The sequence below is a fragment of the Chromobacterium sp. Rain0013 genome (genome assembly GCF_015291765.1).
GTDB classification, from domain to species: Bacteria; Pseudomonadota; Gammaproteobacteria; order Burkholderiales; family Chromobacteriaceae; genus Chromobacterium; species Chromobacterium haemolyticum.
Window position 1 is genome coordinate 2,666,747 of the sequence record NZ_CP031514.1, and the last position, 20,139, is coordinate 2,686,885.

At 61.5% G+C, this 20,139-nt stretch carries 19 protein-coding genes, 1 pseudogene and 1 riboswitch; of the genes and pseudogenes, 13 read left to right on the top strand and 7 right to left on the bottom strand.

Going from position 1 to position 20,139, the window contains the following annotated elements:
- The first annotated feature begins 154 nt into the window (after positions 1-154).
- Both ltrA and DXT74_RS12440 read left to right on the top strand, forming a co-directional pair.
- On the top strand, positions 155-1,396 hold the full coding sequence (gene ltrA, locus DXT74_RS12435; RefSeq protein WP_194426111.1) for a group II intron reverse transcriptase/maturase: 1,242 nt from the start codon (positions 155-157) through the stop codon (positions 1,394-1,396).
- A gap of 79 nt (positions 1,397-1,475) precedes the next feature.
- Positions 1,476-1,928 (top strand): annotated as a pseudogene (locus DXT74_RS12440) (IS3 family transposase); the annotation flags it as partial.
- 987 nt (positions 1,929-2,915) lie between these two features.
- Here the strand turns inward: DXT74_RS12440 and DXT74_RS12445 are convergent.
- From DXT74_RS12445 to DXT74_RS12460, 4 genes are all read right to left on the bottom strand, one after another.
- The gene (locus DXT74_RS12445) at positions 2,916-3,794 is read right to left on the bottom strand and encodes a hypothetical protein (RefSeq protein WP_194426112.1); all 879 of its coding nucleotides are present in this window, start codon (positions 3,792-3,794) and stop codon (positions 2,916-2,918) included.
- Between the two features lie 267 nt (positions 3,795-4,061).
- Entirely contained in the window at positions 4,062-5,084 is a 1,023-nt protein-coding gene (locus DXT74_RS12450; protein WP_081556785.1) for a magnesium transporter, read from the bottom strand.
- A gap of 82 nt (positions 5,085-5,166) precedes the next feature.
- A riboswitch (M-box (ykoK) riboswitch) is annotated at positions 5,167-5,340 on the bottom strand.
- A 551-nt stretch (positions 5,341-5,891) separates the two neighbouring features.
- The gene (locus DXT74_RS12455) at positions 5,892-7,478 is read right to left on the bottom strand and encodes a PAS domain-containing methyl-accepting chemotaxis protein (RefSeq protein ID WP_194426113.1); all 1,587 of its coding nucleotides are present in this window, start codon (positions 7,476-7,478) and stop codon (positions 5,892-5,894) included.
- Positions 7,479-7,575: 97 nt separating this feature from the next.
- On the bottom strand, positions 7,576-7,737 hold the full coding sequence (locus tag DXT74_RS12460; protein ID WP_194426114.1) for a hypothetical protein: 162 nt from the start codon (positions 7,735-7,737) through the stop codon (positions 7,576-7,578).
- An 80-nt stretch (positions 7,738-7,817) separates the two neighbouring features.
- On the opposite strand from DXT74_RS12460, the gene DXT74_RS12465 reads away from it, so the two are divergent.
- A complete protein-coding gene (locus DXT74_RS12465) occupies positions 7,818-9,023 on the top strand; it encodes an EAL domain-containing protein (protein ID WP_194426115.1) in 1,206 nt (401 codons plus the stop codon).
- 9 nt (positions 9,024-9,032) lie between these two features.
- On the opposite strand, the gene DXT74_RS12470 is transcribed toward DXT74_RS12465, so the two are convergent.
- Together DXT74_RS12470 and DXT74_RS12475 are read right to left on the bottom strand one after the other, a co-directional pair.
- Positions 9,033-10,232, bottom strand: coding sequence for an NnrS family protein (locus tag DXT74_RS12470; protein ID WP_194426116.1), 1,200 nt, complete (start codon positions 10,230-10,232; stop codon positions 9,033-9,035).
- 84 nt (positions 10,233-10,316) lie between these two features.
- Complete coding sequence (locus DXT74_RS12475) at positions 10,317-11,645, bottom strand: PAS domain-containing methyl-accepting chemotaxis protein (RefSeq protein WP_043639012.1); 1,329 nt, start codon at positions 11,643-11,645, stop codon at positions 10,317-10,319.
- Positions 11,646-11,915: 270 nt separating this feature from the next.
- On the opposite strand from DXT74_RS12475, the gene DXT74_RS12480 reads away from it, so the two are divergent.
- Positions 11,916-12,620 (top strand): glutathione S-transferase N-terminal domain-containing protein, encoded by a 705-nt coding sequence (locus DXT74_RS12480; protein ID WP_194426117.1) that lies wholly within the window; start codon positions 11,916-11,918, stop codon positions 12,618-12,620.
- 61 nt (positions 12,621-12,681) lie between these two features.
- Here DXT74_RS12480 and flgA read toward each other — a convergent pair whose 3' ends face one another.
- On the bottom strand, positions 12,682-13,398 hold the full coding sequence (flgA, locus tag DXT74_RS12485; RefSeq protein WP_194426118.1) for a flagellar basal body P-ring formation chaperone FlgA: 717 nt from the start codon (positions 13,396-13,398) through the stop codon (positions 12,682-12,684).
- A 135-nt stretch (positions 13,399-13,533) separates the two neighbouring features.
- Here flgA and flgB point away from each other — a divergent pair, with 135 nt between their 5' ends.
- The 9 genes from flgB (at position 13,534) to DXT74_RS12530 (ending at position 20,135) form a co-directional block, all read left to right on the top strand.
- Entirely contained in the window at positions 13,534-13,893 is a 360-nt protein-coding gene (gene flgB / locus DXT74_RS12490; RefSeq protein WP_039755772.1) for a flagellar basal body rod protein FlgB, read from the top strand.
- Between the two features lie 3 nt (positions 13,894-13,896).
- Positions 13,897-14,322: a flagellar basal body rod protein FlgC gene (gene flgC / locus DXT74_RS12495; RefSeq protein ID WP_194426119.1), complete on the top strand. Its 426-nt coding sequence runs from the start codon at positions 13,897-13,899 to the stop codon at positions 14,320-14,322.
- Positions 14,319-15,005 (top strand): flagellar hook capping FlgD N-terminal domain-containing protein, encoded by a 687-nt coding sequence (locus tag DXT74_RS12500; RefSeq protein WP_114154373.1) that lies wholly within the window; start codon positions 14,319-14,321, stop codon positions 15,003-15,005. The genes flgC and DXT74_RS12500 overlap by 4 nt, the downstream gene beginning before the upstream one ends.
- Positions 15,006-15,042: 37 nt before the next feature.
- On the top strand, positions 15,043-16,221 hold the full coding sequence (locus DXT74_RS12505) for a flagellar hook protein FlgE (RefSeq protein WP_043638901.1): 1,179 nt from the start codon (positions 15,043-15,045) through the stop codon (positions 16,219-16,221).
- A gap of 16 nt (positions 16,222-16,237) precedes the next feature.
- A complete protein-coding gene (locus DXT74_RS12510) occupies positions 16,238-16,969 on the top strand; it encodes a flagellar basal body rod protein FlgF (protein WP_043638898.1) in 732 nt (243 codons plus the stop codon).
- A 64-nt stretch (positions 16,970-17,033) separates the two neighbouring features.
- Positions 17,034-17,822 carry a flagellar basal-body rod protein FlgG gene (gene flgG / locus DXT74_RS12515; RefSeq protein ID WP_081556778.1) on the top strand — a complete coding sequence of 263 codons (789 nt, stop codon included), beginning with the start codon at positions 17,034-17,036 and terminating at the stop codon, positions 17,820-17,822.
- Positions 17,819-18,469 carry a flagellar basal body L-ring protein FlgH gene (gene flgH / locus DXT74_RS12520; protein WP_043638891.1) on the top strand — a complete coding sequence of 217 codons (651 nt, stop codon included), beginning with the start codon at positions 17,819-17,821 and terminating at the stop codon, positions 18,467-18,469. The genes flgG and flgH overlap by 4 nt, the downstream gene beginning before the upstream one ends.
- A gap of 119 nt (positions 18,470-18,588) precedes the next feature.
- Entirely contained in the window at positions 18,589-19,689 is a 1,101-nt protein-coding gene (locus DXT74_RS12525; RefSeq protein WP_194426120.1) for a flagellar basal body P-ring protein FlgI, read from the top strand.
- Positions 19,689-20,135, top strand: coding sequence for a flagellar biosynthesis protein FlgJ (locus DXT74_RS12530; RefSeq protein WP_194426121.1), 447 nt, complete (start codon positions 19,689-19,691; stop codon positions 20,133-20,135). The genes DXT74_RS12525 and DXT74_RS12530 overlap by 1 nt, the downstream gene beginning before the upstream one ends.
- Positions 20,136-20,139 lie beyond the last annotated feature (4 nt).

Below are 20,139 nucleotides of genomic sequence, written 5' to 3' on the forward strand. Positions count from 1 at the left end.
GCCCTAAAGGCGAGGCCGACAGTAGCGATGTGCCACCAAGGGGCGGAGCAGCTCGTAGTAGTGTTGAAGCCGCTGTAATGGTGGTGGAGCGAAGGGGCTGCGTCATCCCGGTCTGTAGTCGTGTCAACTGCGTGAGCAGGAGGAACACGGCCGCATGACCAAACCGTTTGACATTCCTAAAGCGTTAATCTGGAAAGCATTCCAATGTGTCAAAGCGAACGGCGGCGCCGCAGGCGTCGACCGTGAATCGATCGAGCAATTCGAAAGTCGCTTGGGCGACAACCTGTACAAGCTATGGAATCGACTCTGTTCCGGCAGCTACTTACCGCCGCCGGTCAAAGGGGTCCCCATTCCGAAGAAGTCAGGTGGTGTGCGTATGTTGGGCGTGCCCACGGTTGCTGACCGGGTGGCGCAGACGGCGGTCAAGCTCCTGCTGGAGCCGCAGATCGACCCGATGTTCCATCCAAACTCCTATGGCTATCGACCTGGGCGCTCTGCCCATGACGCGATTGCCTTGGTGAGACGGCGAAGCTGGAAGTACGACTGGGTTGTGGAGTTCGATATCAAGGGTCTTTTTGACAATATCGACCATGATCTGCTCATGCGCGCGCTTAAGAAGCACTGCCAGACCCCATGGGTTCTCCTGTACGTGGAACGCTGGCTGAAAGCGCCAATGCAGACTGCGGACGGGGCTCTTCTGGAACGGACGCGCGGCACGCCGCAAGGCGGCGTCGTGAGCCCGTTGCTGGCCAACCTGTTCCTGCACTACGCCTTTGATGTTTGGGTCGCTCGCAATCTCAGAAGCGTACGGTTCTGTCGCTATGCTGATGACGGAGTGGTCCATTGCAAGAGCTTGGCTCAGGCCAAGCTGGCGTTAGACAGGATCGGCGAGCGGTTCCGCGAATGCGGCCTCGAATTGCATCCGGGCAAGACAAGGATCGTCTACTGTCGGGACGTCAATCGGCGGGCAGCGCATCCTGATGTCCAGTTCACCTTCCTGGGATACACCTTCCGGCCGCGAAAAGCGGTGGACAAGTATCAGCGGGTCTACGTGAACTTCGCCCCGGCGGTTAGCCGTGACGCCCTCAAGGCAATGCGGCAGACTATCCGGGGATGGCATCTGCAACTGATGTGTGACCGCGAATTGGGCGATCTGGCGGCCATGTTCAATCCGATTCTGAGGGGGTGGCAGCAGTACTACGGTCGCTTCCATGGTTCGGCGATGTCGGTGATCTGGAAACACATGAATGACTACCTGGTGCGCTGGATGATGCGCAAGTACAAGACCCTCGCTCGCCATAAAACGCGAGCGAGACACACCCTCGGGCGGCTTGCGCGTCGATTCCCGACTGCCTTTGTGCATTGGGGAATGGGATGTCTTCCTGCGGTTGGATGATGGGAGCCGGATGAGTCGAGAGGCTCACGTCCGGTTCTGCGAGAGGCTGGGGGTGAAATTCCCCCGGCCTACTCACCCGTATATCCGCACACATGAGGGGTGGCTGTACTTGGCGGTGGTGATCGACTTGTTCTCACGCAAGGTGGTGGGCTGGTCAATGAAGCCTACGTTGAACCGCGAACTGGCGTTGGATGCCCTGCTGATGGCGCTGTTGCGGCGCAAGCCTACTGGTCGTGTGCTGGTCCATTCAGATCAGGGCTCGCAATATGGCAGTGATGATTGGCGCCGATTCTGCCTCTCCCACAACCTTGAAACCAGCATGAGTCGACGTGGTAATTGCTGGGATAATGCCGTGGCAGAGTCTTTCTTCAGCAGCCTGAAGAAGGAACGAATTCGCAAGCGAATTTACAAAACCCGCGACTTGGCCAAGTCAGATGTATTCGATTACATCGAAGCTTTTTACAATCGAACCCGCCGCCATAGTCACCTGGGCGGCATCAGTCCCGAGGCCTTTGAGCGGGCCTCGGCGTGAGGCGGGAGTTTGTCTACTGCACCCGGGACAGTCCAGAATCGCCCCTCGTTTGCTAAATACTTATGTGGCTGCTTCCAATGCGAAAGTAGCCATCTTTCATCTGGCATGCGAAGGACCGCTTTGGCCGAGTTGCACGAGTAGGCCGTTAGGCAGTTTTCCTATGAGTTCCGGCGCTGGCGTCGGAGCTGGTCATGTACGGTCCAACGTCAGTGCAGGAGAGACCATCTGATTCGGATGCAAACTGTTCCATTGCTGTGCAGCCAGAGCTTCTAACTCGTGATCTTGCATCCCCATCCGCCTAACTACACCAGGCGCACGGCCACAGTTGTCATGTTGAACGTATGCCGTCCCTGGGTGCGTGCAGAGAGCAAAACCGCTCTTTACGCCGCGGCGAGGACACGGCCCGAGTGAATCCAAAATTTCGCGATTAGTAGACATGACATATGGCTCTTTTCCGGCTATTGGATGATCGGGTAGGTGCGCAACTTTTCTTAATTGAATTTCCGGTTCGGCATAGCATCTAACGATGATGTCATAAAACCCTGTCTTGCCACCTTGGTATGATCCCATCAACATACCTCATTGCTTGCTTGCTTGCTTGGCGAATCTATTGCCTTCATCACAATCACCTGCGCATCAGCTCCCCAACCAAACGACTTGCTTTGTCTTTGTCGATGCACCGTATTACCTCCACCCGTTATCGCTAGTGACTAGAGTCCAAAACTGATATCGACATTTTTGCTAAATTTTTTATTTTAAATCATATGGTTATTGTATTTTTTTGGCAAAAGGATATTTCCCATGGGGAAAATCGCAACTTATGCGTAAATTGCAGGAGAAAATCGCAGCTTTTGCCGGCAGTTGGTAGCAGATTATGCTGACAGGGATGAGAATAAGTTATTGATTTTAATGGATACCTGGTAGCAGCTTATGCTGTCACCCACAGGCCCCGGCGTTTGCCGGGGCCATTGTCGTTTGGAGCAAGCGTCAATACAGCCCGTGTTGAACCGCCTTGCTCCGGCACAGCACATAGGGCAGGCCGTTGGGTTTTCCCGGGAAGGGATAGCTTTCGCCCACCTTGCTCAACATCGCCGCGCTGCTGCTTTTGCGCTGGGTTTTCTTGATCGCGCTCTTGATGGCGGCGGCGTCGCCGTCCACGAACAGGGCCAGGAAACCGCCGTCCGCCTCGGACAACTGCGCCGAGCGAATCGGCAAATCGCCGTAGTCATAGCCGCTGGGCAAGGCCAGCTCATGTTCCCATACCTGGTTGGGCGTTGAGCCGGTGGCGGCGGCCAGCAGTTTGGCGACGCCGTTGTCGCTCAGATTGAGATTGTGGCAGCTCAGCTGCGCCGCCAGGGCCTTGTTCTTGCCGGCGCCGGCTTGGGCGCCAGCGGCAGTTTTGGCCTGGCGATAAACGCCGTCGAAGGGCACATCGCCAAAGGTGCTGGCGCAGCGGTCCATCTGCACTTGCACTGCGGCTGTTTGGGGCTGCACGCTCATCGTGCAGATGCCCTCGCTATAGCGCCACTGCCCGCCATTGGCCTGCAATTGCCCCCTGCCGGAACCGGAGCGCAGTTGGCCGGGTTTGCCTTTTTGCATGACTTCCAGTTCGAACTTGCCGTTGGGGCGTATGGTCAGCGTGCGTTCGAACTGTTTGTCGGAGCCGTCGTAGACACCGGGGGTAAGCGGGGCGGCGGCGCCGTCCGCGGCGGGGTCTTTCTGCAGCGCCTTCTTGATGCCGTCCTTGAGGATGGCGCCCAGGTCGAAGGTTTCGGCGTGGACCGCCAGCGGCAGCGCGGCAGCCAGCGGCAGCGCGGCAGCCAGCGCCAGCGCGGCGGCGAAGCGGTTACGGTTTGAATGGGTCATGAAAGAGGCCGTTTAAGTGGCGTTGCGATGAAATGAGGTGCTGGCGTATGCCTTGATTATTTAAATTTATCAGGACACTAGCATGCTGAATCGCTAAGAACAACTTGGCGGCAGCGTGATAAAAACCACGAAGCGGACAAACTGGCCTAAGTGCGTGTTCAAAGTCTCGCGCACATACGGTGCGCGCCCGGCAAGTCCTCATCCAGAGGATGGGCTTGGCGGGCGCGGTTTGCGGCGGCGCGTGGTAGCGCGCCGGAAGGGGGGCGCTTAGGCCAGGTCGGAAATCACCAACATGGCGATGTTGAAGTAAATCACCAGACCGGTGCCGTCGATGAAGGTGGCGATGAAAGGCGCCGACACCACGGCCGGGTCGATGCGCATTTTCTTCAGCAACATCGGAATAATGGAGGAGACGATGGCGCTCCAGATGGTGATGGCGATTAGCGTCAGACACACCACCAAGGCCACTTCGTTGCCCACCCCCAGCATCCAGGCCCGTATCCAGGCCACTATGCCGATGGCCAGCGCGATCATGAAGGACGTGGTCACCTCTTTGCGCAATACCGTGCCGATGTTGCGCAGGCTGACTTCGCCCATCGCCATCGCGCGCACCAGGGTGGAGGTGATCTGGGTACCGCTGTTGCCGCCGGTGCCGATCAGTAGCGGGATGAAGAAGGCCAGCGCGATGGCGGCTTCCAGCTGTTCTTCAAACACTTGCAGGATGGTGCTGGTGTAGGCTTCCGCGAAGAACAGCAGCAACAGCCAGGGCAGGCGCTTTTTCCACAAGCTCCATGGGGAGCTTTCCAGGTAGGAGGTTTCCAGCGGCAGGCTGGCGCCCTGGCGTTGAGCGTCGTCGGTGCCTTCGTCGCGGATCAGCGCGGCGATTTCCTTTTCGTAGAGGGCGCCCAGCAGTTTGCCGCCGCTGACCACCGGCGCGAGATCCACGCCCTTGTCTATCAGTTCCGGCACAATGTCGCGGCGCTGTTGGTTAGGCTCGACGACAAAGGAGGTGGGGCCCATCAGCGCGGAAACCGACAGATTCAGGTCCGTTTCGGTCAGCAGGCGCTTGACCGAGAGCTGACCATGCAGGAAGCGGCTGCCGTCTATGACGAAAATCTGGGCGGGAATGTCTTCGTCGCGCAGCTGTTTGAGCATGTGCTCGCGCGCTTCGCTGACTTTCATGTCGCGGCTGAGGGTGATCAGCGAGTCGCTCATGTAGGAGGCGACGGTTTCTTTCAGATTGACTTCGTTTGCCTGAGCGGTAGGCAGGGTGATGCTTGCAAAAGACATTTTGAGGTATTCCCCGTTAGCTGTTTTATAACCACAAACAGTTGTCACAATGGGGGCGTAAACCAGAAGAGAGAGTGCAGAAAAGCTATCTCCGCGTCTAAGTTTTGGCACTATGCAACGTATCCCGCTTGCATGCGGGAAGTCACTTTGGGCTATACCTTAATCCGATAAAGCCTGTCCTAACCTTGGGCGTCTCTCGACGTCGTCAGATCAGTGACCTGTGTTTGCATAGGAGCCTCGCCGAACGAGACACTGCATCTGAGAACCGTTGATTTTTGCCCGCAGGCCGTGTGGCGGCTTGGGCTGGATCATGTATGCGGCTCTGAATGGAAGGCCGGGCTTGCTGCCGGGCGGTTCCTGCGCCGGACTCGACACCGCTCTAGTGGCGGCGCGTCGCGTTGGGCGCGGTTTTACTGGATGATCACCTCCCTGTTTTGTAGAACCACGGTTTAGAACCTGTTCAATGCCAGCCGCGCTTCGTGAGACATGGCACGGTGAGTGCAGTACCGAAATGCAGATGTACCGCATGTGCATTCCGCTTTTTCAGCCACATCGCCTTATCTCGTTCCTGCTCAAGAGACTTTGAACACGCTTTATAGGGAGCGCGGGCGGGCGGCGTGCGCCGCCTGCCTGCGCCGTCTTCGTCGCGACGGGTGTCATGGTGCAGTGCAATAGCGCCGCGACGAATAACGGTTATGAAAGAATGGTTATCAAGTAGTTCCGTAATTTTTCACAGTTTGTGTAATAAAACTGGTTTGCATGGAAATTTTCCACAAACATGCCATGCGGCCGCAGGTCTGATGCCAATTACATGTGTTTTTCAAATTGGCTGACCAGGCGGCGCAGATCGCTGGCGGTGGTCTGCAGCTTCTGCGCCACCTGCAGGGTAGCGGCAATGCTGTGGCTGTTTTGTTCGGTGAGCGTGCTCATGGTTTCCATGTTCTGAGCCACTTCGGTGGAAGCGGATGACTGCTGTTGCAGCATATTGGCCACGCTGGAGGACGACTCCGCCACCTTCTCATTGGCGTTGCGGATTGCCTCCAGCCCTTGGGCGGCGGCTTGTATGGTTTCCTCGGCGGTGTGGACTTTGTTCACCGCGGCCTTCACTTCTTCCAGCGCCTCCTGCGAGCGTTCGCGCAGGAAGGACACCGATTGTTCGATCTCCAGCGTGTTGCCGGCGGTGCGTTCCGCCAGCTTGCGTACTTCGTCGGCCACCACGGCGAAACCGCGGCCTTGCTCGCCGGCGCGCGCCGCTTCTATCGCCGCGTTCAAGGCTAATAGATTGGTCTGGTTGGCGATGTCCTTGATCACGCCGGTGACGGTGTTGATCGATTCCACCGATTGCTCCAGCTTGATGATGATGTCGCGCGTGCAGGACACCTCGCTGACCACCGCCTGAGCCGCCTGACGGGTGTCGCTCATCTGAGCTTCGCCCTGGCTGGCCAGCTCGGTTGCTTGGTCTGCGAACTCGGCGCCGGTGCGGGTGGACTGCGAAATCTCGTTGACCGACACGGACAGCTGCTGCAAGGCGGCCGCCACCCGGGTGATGCCCTCCAAAGTGGTTTCACCGCGGGCGTTCAACGATTCGGCTTCGGCGTGGGTGGCTGTGGCGGCCTCGCTGACGTCCTCGGCGCCGGCGACGACATCGGCGAGAATGGCGCGCAAATGGATGCGCAAGGTTTCCATTTCATCCAGCACCGCGCGGGGTTCGCGCGGGCCGGAGGCCGGTATCTGGGTACTGAAGTCGCCTTCGGCTAGCCGCATCAGCGCGTGCCGCGCCGCGTCTATCGGCCGTGCCAGCCAACGCCCGGCCAAGTAGGCGGCGGCCAAGGTCCATGCCGCCGCCAGCGCCAGCAGCGTCAGGCGCAAGGCGCCGTCGCTAGCCGCGCCGCTCAGGATCAGGGCCGCTGAGGGCAATTGCGCGCATAGTAAAAGCCAGGCGGTTGCCGGCGGGGCGGCGTGACGAGTTTCCGGAAACGCTTGGCGGCGCTCGCGGACACGGGCGTAAAGTTGTTCGGCGTCGATGGTCTGTTGTTTGGACGGCGCGCTGCGCACCGACATATAACCCACCGGCCGGCCGCCTTCGCAGATCGGCGTGACGTAAGCTTCCACCCAGTAGAAATGCCCTTGCTTGGTGCGGTTCTTGACCAGTCCCTTCCATGGGCGGCCGGACTTGATGGTGGTCCATAGGTCGTCGAAAGCGGCTTGCGGCATGTCCGGGTGGCGCACGATATTGTGCGGCTGCCCAATCAGCTCTTCTTCGCTGAAACCGCTAATGTCGATGAAGGCGCGATTGGCGTAAGTGATCTGGCCTTTTAGATCGGTCTTGGTGACGATGGGGCGGTGGGGCAGCAAGAATACCTCGGTGCCATCCACGGGAAGGTTGTTTCTCATTGCCGGACCTCCTGCTTGACGTAGCCGGAAAACGGCGCGGGAGGCGGATCGGCGTGACGGTCCGCCAGCGGCGCCGGTGGTGATCATTCAATTCGGGTCAACCCAGGCGAAATCCGTTGTTTGCCGCGCTATTTGATTGATTGAGATGAAGTTTCGCCTTGGCGGCCCCCAATGGTGATATAGAACAAAAGCGCAGCGTCATGCGGCAAAGTTTGATGCGGTTTTGATAAAAGTGAAAATCCATGTCTGAAAATTTCATGGCAGATTCAGCATCTTCCTATTTCTTTCGCTGGAGCCGGCTGAGGAGAATAGCGCTCCAACTGGGACAGAGAACATGCCATGGAATCTATAAGCTCCAAACCCGGCCCGGCGCCGATGCGGGTCTTGATCGTGGACGATCACGACGTGCAACGCTGCGCCCTGAGCCAGGCTTTGCGCCATGTGGGAATCGAGCGCATCGATGAGGCGTGCGACGGCGCCGGCGCGCTCGAACAGCTCAAGCGGCATCGCTATGATTTGATGATCAGCGACCTCAACATGCCGGGAATGGACGGCATCCTGCTGCTGCGTCATCTGGCCGACTTGCAAGCGGTGCCGCCCATCGTGTTCAACAGCTCGCTGTCCAAGGACATGCTGATGGGCGCTTATCGCGTGGCGGCGTTTCACAATCTGCCGGTGATAGGCAGCTTGAACACCCCTTTGTCCATGGAGCAATTATGCAAGCTGTGGCTGACGGTGGCGCGGAAGCCTGCATGGGACGGCGTTACGCCGAGGTTTGACCGGCAGGAGCTGGAGCGGGCGCTGCGGCGTGGAGAAATCCTGCCCTGGTATCAGCCGCAGGCGGACCCGGGTTTGTTGAGAGTGATGGGGGTGGAGGCGTTGGCGCGCTGGCATCATCCCGAGTTGGGCTTGCTGGAGCCGTCCGCGTTTTTGCCCGGTCTGGAGCATTATGGCCTGGACGAGGACTTGTTTTTCGCTATTTTCCGCTTGGCGGCGGAAGATTATCGTCGTTGGAGCGGGCAAATGGCCTTGTCCGGTTTGAGGGTCTCGATCAACCTCACCGCCAGCCAGTTCTGTAACCCTGAACTACCGTCCAGCCTGGCCGAGGCGGCGGAAGAATTGGGCATGGCCCCGGCCCTGTTGACCTTGGAGCTGACTGAAACCCAGCGGCTCAAAAACATCTATCAGGCGCTGGAAAACGTGATACGGCTGCGCATGGCCGGTTTTCGCGTTTCCTTGGACGATGTGGGCTGCGGTTACAACGGTTTGGAATATCTGCGCGAGCTGCCGGTCAGCACGATCAAGATAGACCGCGCGCTGGTGGCCGGCGCTGCCGGCGACAGCGTGGCGAGAGAAATCCTTGAATCCACCATCCGGCTGGCCAAGGACCGCAATATCCAAGTTGTGGCGGAAGGCATTGGCGAAGAGACGGATTTGCGATTGATGCTGCGCTTGGGGGTGGATTACGTACAGGGCTATCTGCTGGGCTGGCCGATGCCGGCAGACGAAGTGCCCGAGTATTTGCGTCGACGCGGACAAGGTTAGTTCAGAGGATCAACCCGGTTTGCCGTCGGCTCGCCGCCGCCAGTAGCTGGGCATGAAAGCGCGGCCCCAGGCCGCCAGCGTCAACAGCCAGCCCATGGCCGCCGCGCCGTACAGCCAGCCGGACCAGACGCCGGGCAGCATTTCAGTGGCTACCCGGGTCAGCGCCAACCAGTGCGCGGCCAGGTAGAGCCGCCACAAGCCGGGGCCGGCTTGCAAAGGCTGGCCGGAGTGGCCCAGCGTCACTCGCGACACAAAGGCGATCATCATGGTCAGAAAGAAGCCGACGGTGACGGCGTGCAACGCCGCCAGCGCCAGGCGCGGGGAAGCCAGCCAGCCGTTGAGCGCGTACAGGCCGAAAGCGATAGGCAGCCAGGCGAAAGCCAGATGCAACATGCCCAGCAGCCGCACCCGCAGCGCGGCCGCCAGCCGCCAACGCCAGCTGACATAGGCGAACAGTACGGCCAGCGCCGCGTCCAGCGGCCAACTGGGCAGGCCGAAGCCGTCCAGCAGGCCATGGCCCAGGGAGCCGGCCAGCATGGCGGCTAGCAGCCAGCCCGGCCGCCAGGGCTGATACTGCGGCAACGCGTTGGCGGAGAAGAAGGGCAGCATGCGGTGGCAGACGGTGAGGAACACGGGCAACAGAAAACCCCACAAGGCCAGATTGCGCATCCACAGCCAGGCCTGACCATCCTGAAAGATCAGCCAGTAAGCGCCGGCCAGCAACGCCAGGGTGCCGCAGAGCAGGGCGGCCAGCACCGCGCAGGCGTGGCGGCGGTCCTGCTGCGGGCTGGCCAGCAGCAGGCAAGCGAAAGTCAGCGCCAGGCCGCTGAAGCCCAGTGTGTACAAGGCGTGCCCGGTCAGCGTCCAGGCCATGCCCCGCCACAGTCCGGCCAACCACAACAGCAGCCCGCCGACCATCAGCGCCGGCACGCCGACGAAGACGATGCGGCCGGGCGGTTCCACGCCCAGCCAGCGCGGGCCGGCGGTGAATAGAAAACCCGTCATGAACAGCGGGAAGAAACCGAACAGCATCAGGAAGCCGTGGGCAAGCGAAGAGGGCACCGCCAGCGCGGCGTGGACGCCGAGCAGGCGGCTGACCAGTTCGGCGCTCCAGGCGGCCAACAGCAGGATGGCGAACAGCATGCCGGGCAGGAAGGCGGCGCGATGCGGCGCCTGAACCAGCATCGCCGCGGGGCGGGGGTGTTTCATCGCGAACTCGGGAAAGGTGTGGGCGCCTCAGTATCGCCGCGCCGGGGCCGGCGCGGACATGATTTGGATCAAGGCTTTCCCGGCTCAAGCCCGCTGCTGCAGCAGCTCCGATACATCGCGCACCACTTGCACCACTTCCTTGGCGCCGGCTCGGATCTCGGCGATGGAATCGCGCGCCTGCTCGGACAACTGCAGGCTGGTGTCGGCCAGGCCGCGCACCTGTTGCATGGAGGAAATGGCGGACTTGGAGTCCTCCTGGATGCTGCGCACGATGCCGGATATCTCGCCGGTGGATTGGCTGGTGCGCTCGGCCAGCTTGCGCACCTCATCGGCCACCACGGCGAAGCCGCGGCCCATCTCGCCGGCGCGCGCCGCCTCGATCGCCGCGTTCAAGGCCAAGAGATTGGTTTGGTCGGCGATCTCGCTGATGGTGCTGATGATGGTGCCGATCTGACCGGAGCTGTCGCCCAGCTTGGTGATGATGATGGAGGAGCTTTCCACGCTGGACGCCACTTTGGTGATTTCGGTGGCGGCCTGCTCCAGCACCGCGCTGCCCTTGACCGATAGTTGTTCAGTGTTGACCGAGACTTCCACCGCCGATTGAGCGTTTTCCGCCTGGGCCTGCAACTGCTGTACCCGACGGGTGATGTCCTGGGCGAACTTGACCACCCGCACCGGCTTGCCGTTAAGGTCGTATACCGGGTTGTAAGTCGCCTCCAGCCAGATGGTTTGCCCGTTTTTGCTCAGGCGCTTGAACTGGCCCTGGAAAAACTTGCCCTGGCGCAGCTGGCGCCAGAACTCCGCGTAGTCGGGGCTGGCGGCGTAGTCGGCGTCGCAGAGCATGCGGTGGTGCCTGCCGCGGATTTCAGCCAGCGTATAACCGAAGGTGTTGAGGAAATTCTCGTTGGCGTCCTGGATGTTGCCGTCCAGATCAAACTCGATCTGAGCCATGGAGCGGCTGATGGCCAGGCGGATGGCCTGATCGTTCTGCTCTCTGTGCACTTGTTCGGAGATATCGGACGCCACCTTGACCACGCCGCAGACCTGGCCGTCGCTGGATAGTATCGGTGTGTAGCTGGCTTCCAGCCAGATTTCCTCGCCGTTCTTCGCAAAGCGGCTGAAGCGGCCGTTGACCGGTTCGCCGCGCTTCAGTTTTTGCCAGAACTCGGCGTAAGCGGGACTGGATACGTAGTTCTTGTCGCAGAATATCCGATGGTGCTTGCCGATGACTTCCTCGCGCTGGTAAGCCATGGTGCGCAGGAAGTTCTCGTTGACGTTGGTGACGATGCCGTCGGGAGTGAACTGTATCATCGCCATCGAACGGTCGATGGCGGACAGCATGCCGCGCAGGTCGTCCAGCTGGCCGGTCAGCTCGTTGAGCTGCTCCTTGAGTTTTCCAGAAAAAAAGGGCATGGCTGCCTCCATAGTAATTGCCATCCAGGAGTGCCAGTGGAGCACGCCAAGCTCATTTCAAACTAATACATTCCATATCATTTGGAAGGGAAATTTATTTTTGCATGAATGTTTTATCGCTGGGCGGTGTTAGCCATGGACACGGATGAACGGTGTATCCAGCCGTGGCGTCAACAAGGTCTCGCCATTGATTAATGGCTGATTTAAGACAAATGCAAAAACCGGGCTTATCATGGGCGCGCAAGCCACCCGCCAACTCATGGAGCGCGTATGAGTGATTTATCCGCCTTTCCCATTACCCGAAAATGGCCGGCGCAATATCCGGACCGTATCCAACTGTATTCGCTGACCACGCCCAACGGAGTCAAGGCGTCCATCATGCTGGAAGAAACCGGCCTGCCTTACGAGGCGCATCTGGTCAGCTTCGACAGCAACGATCAGTTGTCGCCGGAATTCCTGTCGCTGAACCCCAATAACAAGATTCCCGCCATTCTCGATCCGGCCGGCCCGGGCGGAAAGCCGCTAGCCTTGTTCGAATCCGGCGCCATCCTGCTGTATCTGGCGGAGAAGAGCGCCCGGCTGTTGCCATCCGATCCCGCCGCGCGCTACGAGGCCATACAGTGGCTGATGTTCCAGATGGGCGGAATTGGTCCGATGTTTGGACAAGTGGGCTTCTTCCATAAGTTCGCCGGCAAGGATTACGAAGACAAACGTCCGCGCGACCGTTACGTGAACGAGGCGCGCCGCCTGCTGGCGGTGCTGGATCAACGCTTGAGCGGCCGCCAGTGGGTGATGGGCGAGGAGTACGGCATCGCCGACATCGCCATCTTCCCCTGGGTGCGCAATCTGGTTGGTTTTTACGAGGCCGGCGAACTGGTGTCGATTGCGGACTTCCCGCAGGTAACGCGCGTATTGGACGCCTTCCTGGCGCGGCCGGCGGTGCAGCGCGGGCTGACGATTCCTGCAAGATCGTAAGCCGTTTCCAGGGGCGTTCGCCCTCCCAAGAAAAAGCCCCTGTTTGGGGCTTTTCGCGTGTTTAGTCCACCGGGTTGACCTCGCCCGGCTGGCTGGCGCGGGCGCGGATCACCTTGCCGGTGGCGCTGTTGCGCACGCGGATGATTTCGCCCTGGCGGCCGTTGCCCAGCGCCTCGCCGGCGGCGACTACCTCGATGCCGCTATGGCGCGCCACGATGCGCACTTCCTCGCCGCGCTTGACCAGCAGGCTGGCTTCCAGCGCCTTGAGCCGCAGCGGCTGGCCCTGGCGCAGCGCGGTGCGGTTGCTCAAGCCTTCCAGCTTGGTCTTGGCGCCCACCATGTCGGCGGGGTCCAGCACCGGGCGCTCCTGCCATTCTATGTCGCCGGCGTCCAGCAGGCTGCGCGCCGGGATGTCGCGCGCCGCCACCGCCACGCGGGCGCTGATCTCGGCGCGGACGATGAATTCCGCGTCCCAGCCGGCGGCGTCGCAGCGCGCCTGCAGCCGCATGCGGCTGGGCGCGCGTTCATCCAGCGCGGCGACGCGCACCGGTTCGGGGCAGGGCGGGGCGTTGAAGCCGCGCGGCGGCAGCGCTTTGACGTTGACGCGAGCCGCTTCCAGGCCGGCTTTTTCCAGTTTTTTCAGCAGCAGCGCGCGCGCGGTCTGCTCCACCGCGGCGGCGGCCGGATAGGGGGTCGCCAGCGCCGGAACGCTGGTCAGAATGAGCAGCGCAGCCAATAGCGGCGCGGCTTGATGCCGAGAGGGTGTGAAAATTCCCATTAAAGATGACTTGGTAATTATCCCGTATACGCGAGAGGGTGCGGTTATTAGTATCGCTTTTCAATCGAGCGGCCATTTAATGTGAATTAGATAGCCGATGTTTAAACATGGTAGAGAACCGCATGGGTCTAGGCAATGGGTTTGCACCTTGATAAGGCATTGAGCGTCCACCCTGCTGCCTTGCAGTTGAGGGCGGAGCGCACCCGCATTCTGGCGTCCAACATCGCCAACGAGAACACGCCCGGCTATCAGGCGCGAGACATCGACTTCAAAACAGCCTTGGCCGCTTCGGCGGACGACGCGGCGTTTCCGCTGGATTCGCCGTCCGGTGAATTGCAATACCGGCTGCCCAACCATCCCGCGCGCGACGGCAATACCGTGGAACTGGGCGTGGAGCAGGCCGAGTTCGCGCAGAACGTTTCCGAATTCCAGACCAGCCTCGCCTTCCTGAACATGAAGTTCCGCGGGCTGGCCAAAGTGATAGCAGGTCAGTAAGCCATGTCCTTTCGCGATATTTCCCGCATCGCCGGCTCCGCCATGACGGCGCAGACGGTGCGTCTCAACACGGTGGCCAGCAACCTGGCCAACGCAGACACCGCCGCCAGCAGCGAGCAGGCCGCCTATCGTTCCCGCAAGCCGGTTTTCGCCACTCAGTACCGCGGTGGCGACGGCTTCGACGGCTGGCGAGGCGCCAGCGTGGGGGTGTTGGACGTGGTGCAGAACCAGGAGCCGGTGCGCAAGGCGCACGAACCGGGCAATCCGCTGGCCGACGCCGACGGCAATGTTTTCTATTCCAATGTGAACGCGGTGGAAGAGATGACCGACATGCTGTCGGCCTCGCGCGCGTTCCAGACCAATGTGGAAGTGCTGGCCCGAGTCAAGGGCATGCAGCAGGACCTGCTGAAACTGGGAGACAACGCATGAGCGTGAACGCCGCGCAAAACGGACAGCAGAACCAGTCCGCCGCCTCCAACGGCGCCAATCCTCCGGGCGTGGCGCCGGCCGCCGGACAAAATCCCGGCATGGACGATATGTTCATGAAGCTGCTGCTGGCTCAGATCCAGAACCAGAACCCGCTGGACCCCACCGACGCTTCGCAGTTCGTCAGCCAACTGGCGCAGATGAGCCAGATGAAGAGCTCCGCCGACATGCTCAAGCAATTGCAGGGCAACGCGCTGATGTTGCGCGAGCTGCAGGGCGTGTCGCTGGGCTCGCAAGTGGGACGCCAGGTGCTGGTGCAGGCCGATCAGGCGCACCTGAGCGGCAAGGATGCCTTGTCCGGCCGCGTGACTCTGTCCGGCGAAGAGCAGCAGGTGTCGCTGGTGCTGACCGATGCGGGGGGCAAGGAGACCGTGATCGAGCTGGGCAAGCGTCCTGCAGGCGAGTTCGATTTCAGCGTGGACCCAAGCAAGCACGGCCTGGTGGAAGGCGATTACAAACTGGAAGTGCGCACTGCGTCCAAGTCCAAGGCCGGACTTGAAATGCAGGCTACCGTGTCCGGCGTGCGCCTGCCCATCAACGGCGGCGAGCCTACGCTGACACTGGCCGGCCTGGGCGAATTCCCCGCTTCAGCCATTACTCGTTTGCTGGGCAAGACCCAGGCCTGAAGCGCCGATTCAAGACACCTAAAACTTTGGAGCGACCATGAGTTTCGACATTGCTTTGTCCGGCATCAACGCCGTCAACAACCAACTGGGCAATATCAGTAACAACATCGCCAACACCGGCACCTACGGCTTCAAGTCCAGCCGCACCAGTTTTTCCGCGGCCTACGCCGGCGCCCAGCCGATGGGGGTGGAAGTGGTCGGCCACAGTCAGAACATGGCGCGCAACGGCAACACCGTGCGCACCGGCCGTCCGTTGGACGCCGCCATCGACGGCCGCGGCTTCTTCGTCAGCCGCGATCTGAACGGCGGCATGGCTTATTCGCGCGTCGGCATCTTCACCGCGGATAAGGATGGCTACCTGGTGGACGGATTCAACCGTCGCGTACAGGGCTACGGCAAGGCCGACGGCAACGCGCTGGGCGCCTTTGGGGACATCAAGATCCCCAACGGCAACATCCCGGCCAAGGCCAGCGACAAGCTGCAATACGTCGGCAATATGTCGGCCGGTTGGAGTGTGCAGACCGTGCCGTTCGACAAGTCGCAGAACACCTTCAACAGCTCGGCGGTGTCCACGGTTTACGATTCCCTGGGCAACAAGCTCAACCTGACCCAGTACTTCTGCAAGACCGGGCCGAACACCATCACCGTGCACTACACGCTGGACGGCAAGGATCAGCCCACCACCGCAACGCTCACATTCGACACCGACGGCAAGCTGACCAGCCCCACCGCGCCGGTGGCGCTGGACCTGGGGACGCCTCCCGGCGCCTCCCCGCTGGCGGTGAACCTGGATTACACTGGCACCACTCAGTTTGCCGGCGAAAGCAGCCAGACCCTGAACGCCAGCAACGGCTACGCGTCCGGCTCGATGACTGGCACCAGCCTGAACGACAACGGCGACGTGGTGGCGGCTTACAGCAACGGCCAGAAGCAGGTGGTGGGCACCTTGGCCATCGCCAACTTCCCTAACGAATCCGCGTTGCAAGCCACCTCGCAGACCAGCTGGGTGGAAACCGCCGGCTCCGGCACCGCTGTCTACTCGCGCCCGGGCGCAGGCCTGTCCGGCAATTTGCTGGCTTTCACCCTGGAGCAGTCCAATGTGGACATGACCTCCGAACTGGTGGATCTGATGACCGCGCAGCGCAATTACCAGGCCAACACCAAGGTGATTTCCACCGAAAACCAGACCATTCAGGCGCTGATGCAGGCGGTGTAAGGCGGAGCAAGAGTAAATGGACGCACTGATCTACACCGCGATGAGCGGCGCCGACCGCATGCTCAAGGCGCAGCAGATTCACGCCAACAATATCGCCAACGCCGAAACCGGCGGTTTCCGCGCCGACATCGGCGTCAGCACCAGTCAGACCGTGCCCGGCTACGGCTACGACGCCCGTCACCTGAGCCAGAACGGCGCCAACGCGGTGGATGTGCGCAGCGGCGCGGTGGTGGAGACGGGGCGCGATCTGGACGTGGCGGTGAAGGGCGACGGTTTCTTCGCCGTGCAGGGGCCGGACGGCAACGAGGCCTACACCCGCGCCGGCGCCATGGTGGCGGATGTGGACGGCAAGTTGAGCGTCAACGGCCATCCAGTGCTGGGCGACGGCGGGCAGATTACCTTGCCGCCGGACTACGTCAAGTTGCACATAGGCAGCGATGGCGTGATCTCGGTATTGGCCGCCGGCGAAAGCGAAATGCAGCCCATAGACAAGCTCAAGCTGGTCAAGCCGCTGCCGCAGGACATCGCCAAGGACGCCAACGGCCTGGTGGTCAGCCGCCAGGGCGGCGCGCTGGCCGCCGACGACACCGTCAAGGTGCAGGGCGAGCATCTGGAGCGCAGCAATGTGTCCGCGGTGGAGGAGATGGTGGCCACCATGACGCTGAACCGCAATTTTGAAATGCAGATGCGCTTGTTCAACTCCGCCAGCGACATGGTGGAGGCGGGCAACCGCCTGGTGCGCGCCTGATCCGGCATTCCAATAACAGCGCCGCGGCCAAGGCCGACGGGGCAAACCATCGGGGAATCGAAACATGAATCCAGCAATGTGGGTGAGCAAGACCGGCATTCAGGCGCAGGACGCGCGTCTGACCGCCATCGCCAACAACCTCGCCAACGTCAACACCGTCGGCTTCAAGCGCGACCGCATGGTGTTCGAAGACCTGTTCTACCAAGTGGACCGTCAGCCGGGCGGCAAGACCGACCAAGACAACGCCGCGCCGCTGGGCGTGCAGTTGGGTAACGGCACCCGCTTGGTGGGCACTCAAAAAGTGTTTACCCCGGGCTCGCTGACCACTACCAATCAGTCCTTGGATCTGGCCATCGTCGGTCAGGGCTTTTTGCAAGTGAAAATGAGCAACGGCGAAACCGGCTACACCCGCGCCGGCCAATTGCAGCGCAACGACCAGGGCGCCATCGTCACCCCGCAGGGCCTGCCGCTGGAGCCGTCCATCACCATCCCGGCCGACGCCTCCTCGGTGACGATCAGCGAAACCGGCACCGTCAGCTACACCCGCGGTAGCGGCAGCACGCTGGAAACCGCTGGTCAGATCGAACTGGCCAGCTTCGTCAATCCGGCCGGCCTGTTGGCGCTGGGCGATAACCTGTTCCAGAAAACCGCGGCCAGCGGCGAAGCCACCACTGACGCGCCGGGCTCCGGCTCCTTGGGCAAGCTCAAACAGGGTTCGCTGGAGGGTTCCAACGTCCAGGTGGTGGAGGAAATGGTGGACATGATCGCCGCTCAGCGCACTTACGAGATGAACACCAAGGTGTTGAGCGCCGCCGACAATATGATGCAGTACCTGGCGCAGTCGGCCCGATGAAGCTGCTGGCCCTGAGCTTGTTCGCGCTGCTGTTGGCCGGCTGCGCGCAGCCGATCCCGCCGCGGACCACGCAGGAATTCGCCTTGCCGGAATTGCTGCAGCAGCCGCAGCGCGGCAAGGGCGGCGGCGTGTTTACCGTGGCGGGCGCGCAATCGCTGACTTCGGACAGCCGGGCTTTCCGTCCCGGCGACGTGCTGACCGTGGTGCTGGAAGAAACCACTCAGGCCAGCAAGAAGGCCGGCACCAGCTTCGGCAAGAAATCCGGCGCCAACATCGCGCCGTCGCTGCTGGGCAATACCACCTTCCGCGCGCAAGTAGGCGTGGACGCCGGCCGCGACTTCAACGGCTCCTCCACGTCTACTCAGCAGAACATGTTGTCCGGCGCGCTGACCGTAGTCGTGCACAAGGTGCTGGGCAACGGTCTGCTGGAAGTGAAGGGCGAAAAGCAGCTGGTGCTGAACCAGGGCGAGGAATTCCTGCGTCTGGCCGGCTATGTGCGGGTGGAAGACATAGACACCGACAACCGCGTGTCCTCGCTGCGCATCGCCAACGCCCGCATCGGCTATTCCGGGCGCGGAGCCTTGTCGGACGCCAACGAGCCCGGCTGGTTGATGAAGTTCTTCGCCAGCCCGCTGATGCCGTTCTGAGCGGCGGGGCGGCGAGGAGTCCGGGCGGGACAACAGGCGGGCGCTGACAGGCGTCCGCCGTTCGCGTATGCGGCCCTTGGGGCGAGCATGCGCAATCACAGAATCATTCAGGGCGGATCATGCACGGTTTTATCAAGCAAATAATGGGATGGACGCTGCTGCTGACGGCGACGCTGGCGACGGCGTTGCCCTTGCGCAATCTGGTGACGGTGGAGGGCATCCGCGAAAACCAGTTGATCGGCTACGGCATCGTGGTGGGTCTGGACGGCACCGGCGACAACTCCCAGGTCAAATTCTCCGGCCAATCCGTGGCCAACATGCTCAAGCAGTTCGGCCTGAAAATGCCGGAACGCACCGATACCAAGGTCAAGAACGTAGCGGCGGTGATGGTTAGCGCCAGCCTGCCGCCGGGCTATGGGCGCGGCCAGACCATAGACGTCACCGTATCCTCGCTAGGCGACGCCAAGAGTCTGCGCGGCGGCACTTTGCTGCTGACCCAACTGAAGGCGGCCAACGGTGAAATCTACGCCTTGGCCCAGGGCAATGTGGTGGTGGGCGGCGTATCCGCTCAGGGCAAGAGCGGTTCCAGCGTCACCGTCAACACGCCCACCTCCGGCCGCGTCCCCAACGGCGCGTCGATCGAGCGCGAAATTCCCAGCGATTTCGAAGAAGGCGACAGCGTGCGTCTCAGCCTGCGCCGGCCTAATTTCGAAACCGCCACCAATATCGTCAAGGCCATCAACGCCAGCTTCGGCCGGGTGGCCAGCACGCGCAACGCCACCACCATCCAGGTGCGCGCGCCGCTGGATCCCACCGAGCGCGTCGCCTTCGTCGCGCGGCTGGAACGAGTGAACGTCGGCGTGGGCAGCGAAGTGCCGCGAGTGGTGTTCAACTCGCGTACCGGCACCGTGGTGATCAGCCAGGGCGTCACCGTGCGTCCGGCGGCGGTGTCCCACGGCAGCCTGCGCGTGGTGATCTCGGAAAACCCCAGCGTCAGCCAGCCCGGACCGTTCAGCAACGGCCAGACCACGACCGTGCCCAACTCCACCGTCAACGTGGATCAAGGCTCCGGCCGCATGTTCCAGTGGCCGGCCGGCGCCAGCCTGCGTGCCATCATCGACACCGTGAACAGCACCGGCGCCACGCCGGACGACATCATGGCGATACTGCAAGCGCTGGATCAGGCCGGCGCAATCGACGGCGAACTGGTGGTGATCTGATGGAAAGCAACAAAATACAAGGCGCGCTGGCGATGCCGGCCGACGCCAAGGACGAGCCGGCGGTGCAGCCGGCCTCGCCGGAATATCGTCGCAAGGCCGGCGCGGCGGCGGAGCAATTCGAGGCCCAGTTTGTCCGCGAGATGTTCAAGCAGATCCGCAAAACCACGCGCGAGATCGCCGGCGAAGACAGCATCTTCGCCAACTCCATCAACGGCGACATGATGGATTTCGCCGACGGCGCGGTGGCCGACCAGTTGGCCAAACAGCGAGTGTTCGGCGTGGCCAACGCCATCCTGCGGCAACTGCTGCCGGAGCAGGGTGGCAATATTCACCTTAAGAACGGCGGCGCGCCGGTCGCAAGCGATAAACAGATCCCCGGCCCGCTGCCGGACGCGCAGGGCCTGGCCGCTTTCGCTCCGCCCCTGCTGCCGCTGAATAAAAGGTAAGAAC

Coding starts and splice junctions, on each gene's coding strand:
- ltrA (WP_194426111.1), top strand. CDS start 155: ATGACCAAACCGTTTGACATTCCTAAAGCGTTAATCTGGAAAGCATTC.
- DXT74_RS12445 (WP_194426112.1), bottom strand. CDS start 3,794: ATGACCCATTCAAACCGTAACCGCTTCGCCGCCGCGCTGGCGCTGGCT.
- DXT74_RS12450 (WP_081556785.1), bottom strand. CDS start 5,084: ATGTCTTTTGCAAGCATCACCCTGCCTACCGCTCAGGCAAACGAAGTC.
- DXT74_RS12455 (WP_194426113.1), bottom strand. CDS start 7,478: ATGAGAAACAACCTTCCCGTGGATGGCACCGAGGTATTCTTGCTGCCC.
- DXT74_RS12460 (WP_194426114.1), bottom strand. CDS start 7,737: ATGAAATTTTCAGACATGGATTTTCACTTTTATCAAAACCGCATCAAA.
- DXT74_RS12465 (WP_194426115.1), top strand. CDS start 7,818: ATGGAATCTATAAGCTCCAAACCCGGCCCGGCGCCGATGCGGGTCTTG.
- DXT74_RS12470 (WP_194426116.1), bottom strand. CDS start 10,232: ATGAAACACCCCCGCCCCGCGGCGATGCTGGTTCAGGCGCCGCATCGC.
- DXT74_RS12475 (WP_043639012.1), bottom strand. CDS start 11,645: ATGCCCTTTTTTTCTGGAAAACTCAAGGAGCAGCTCAACGAGCTGACC.
- DXT74_RS12480 (WP_194426117.1), top strand. CDS start 11,916: ATGAGTGATTTATCCGCCTTTCCCATTACCCGAAAATGGCCGGCGCAA.
- flgA (WP_194426118.1), bottom strand. CDS start 13,398: ATGGGAATTTTCACACCCTCTCGGCATCAAGCCGCGCCGCTATTGGCT.
- flgB (WP_039755772.1), top strand. CDS start 13,534: ATGGGTTTGCACCTTGATAAGGCATTGAGCGTCCACCCTGCTGCCTTG.
- flgC (WP_194426119.1), top strand. CDS start 13,897: ATGTCCTTTCGCGATATTTCCCGCATCGCCGGCTCCGCCATGACGGCG.
- DXT74_RS12500 (WP_114154373.1), top strand. CDS start 14,319: ATGAGCGTGAACGCCGCGCAAAACGGACAGCAGAACCAGTCCGCCGCC.
- DXT74_RS12505 (WP_043638901.1), top strand. CDS start 15,043: ATGAGTTTCGACATTGCTTTGTCCGGCATCAACGCCGTCAACAACCAA.
- DXT74_RS12510 (WP_043638898.1), top strand. CDS start 16,238: ATGGACGCACTGATCTACACCGCGATGAGCGGCGCCGACCGCATGCTC.
- flgG (WP_081556778.1), top strand. CDS start 17,034: ATGAATCCAGCAATGTGGGTGAGCAAGACCGGCATTCAGGCGCAGGAC.
- flgH (WP_043638891.1), top strand. CDS start 17,819: ATGAAGCTGCTGGCCCTGAGCTTGTTCGCGCTGCTGTTGGCCGGCTGC.
- DXT74_RS12525 (WP_194426120.1), top strand. CDS start 18,589: ATGCACGGTTTTATCAAGCAAATAATGGGATGGACGCTGCTGCTGACG.
- DXT74_RS12530 (WP_194426121.1), top strand. CDS start 19,689: ATGGAAAGCAACAAAATACAAGGCGCGCTGGCGATGCCGGCCGACGCC.